This window comes from Rhodococcus sp. C3V (assembly GCF_029269915.1).
GTDB lineage: Bacteria > Actinomycetota > Actinomycetes > Mycobacteriales > Mycobacteriaceae > Rhodococcus_F > Rhodococcus_F qingshengii.
Window position 1 is genome coordinate 1 of sequence record NZ_JARJBE010000060.1, and the last position, 969, is coordinate 969.

Here is a 969-nt window from a genome sequence, read left to right on the forward strand (position 1 = left end):
TGTATTCGCGAGTAGAGCAACTCTTCGGCGAGGATGCGGTTGTACCGTTCGACCTTTCCGTCGTGTTTCGGTGTGTACGGCCGAATGCGGTAACGCCGCGCATCGCGGAGTGAGGCCGTGAAATCTGCTGCCCGATAGCATGATCCGTTATCGGTGATCACCCGCTCGACAGTCGATACCGTGGGCGGCGAAGAAAACGCGTTGTCAATGAAATCGATGGCTGTTGCTGCGGTTTCGTCATCGCGTGCTTCAGTCTATGTCAGGCGGGTATTCCCGTCGATCGCGGAATGCAAATAGGTGTACCCGACGCGGCCCTGCTTGTTTTTCGTTTTCCGACGCTGGGATCGTTTGGCCTGCTCGGACCCTCGCCCGTGGACGCGCCATCCGCCGCCGTCAGGGATGCGGCCGACTTCTTCACATCGACGTGCACCATCTGACCGGGCCGTTTCGCAATGATGACCTGCGGTTTCCGGTTCGTTTCGCCATTCGGGTCGATGAACCGGCGACAATTGAGACCGAAATTCCGCAGGAGTTTCGTGACCGTCCGGCGAGCAATGACCGTTCCATCCATTCGGAGTTCGAACGTGATTCTCGAGGCCGACCATTTCCGGGTCCGGCGCATCGCTTCGATCTCGGCCACTATCTCTGCTGATGGGGCTGTGGGTTGATGGTTCGGGGGTGCTGGAGCGGTCCTGTAATCCCAGGACACCATACTTGCGGTACCTGTTGACCCACGTGGAGGCGCATTGGCGGGAGATGCCCATTTCGGCGGCGACGTGGGCGATCGGACGACTCTGGCACCGCTCGAAGAGTCGTCGTTCCCTCGACAGTCAGAGGGGCATTACGGTGTGCCACACGCGCTGCTCCCTTTGCTGTTGATGGTCTGTTTCGCAACTTACATCCTGCCGCGAAGGACCAGCCCATCTACTTCAATCCAGCGTCAGCAACGTCCAAACCCACAACAACTAG

General features: G+C 58.9%; 1 pseudogene. It reads right to left on the reverse strand.

Annotated features, from left to right (window positions below):
- Window positions 1-855, reverse strand: a pseudogene (locus tag P3G66_RS31790) (leucine zipper domain-containing protein); the annotation flags it as partial.
- Window positions 856-969: the final 114 nt, after the last annotated feature.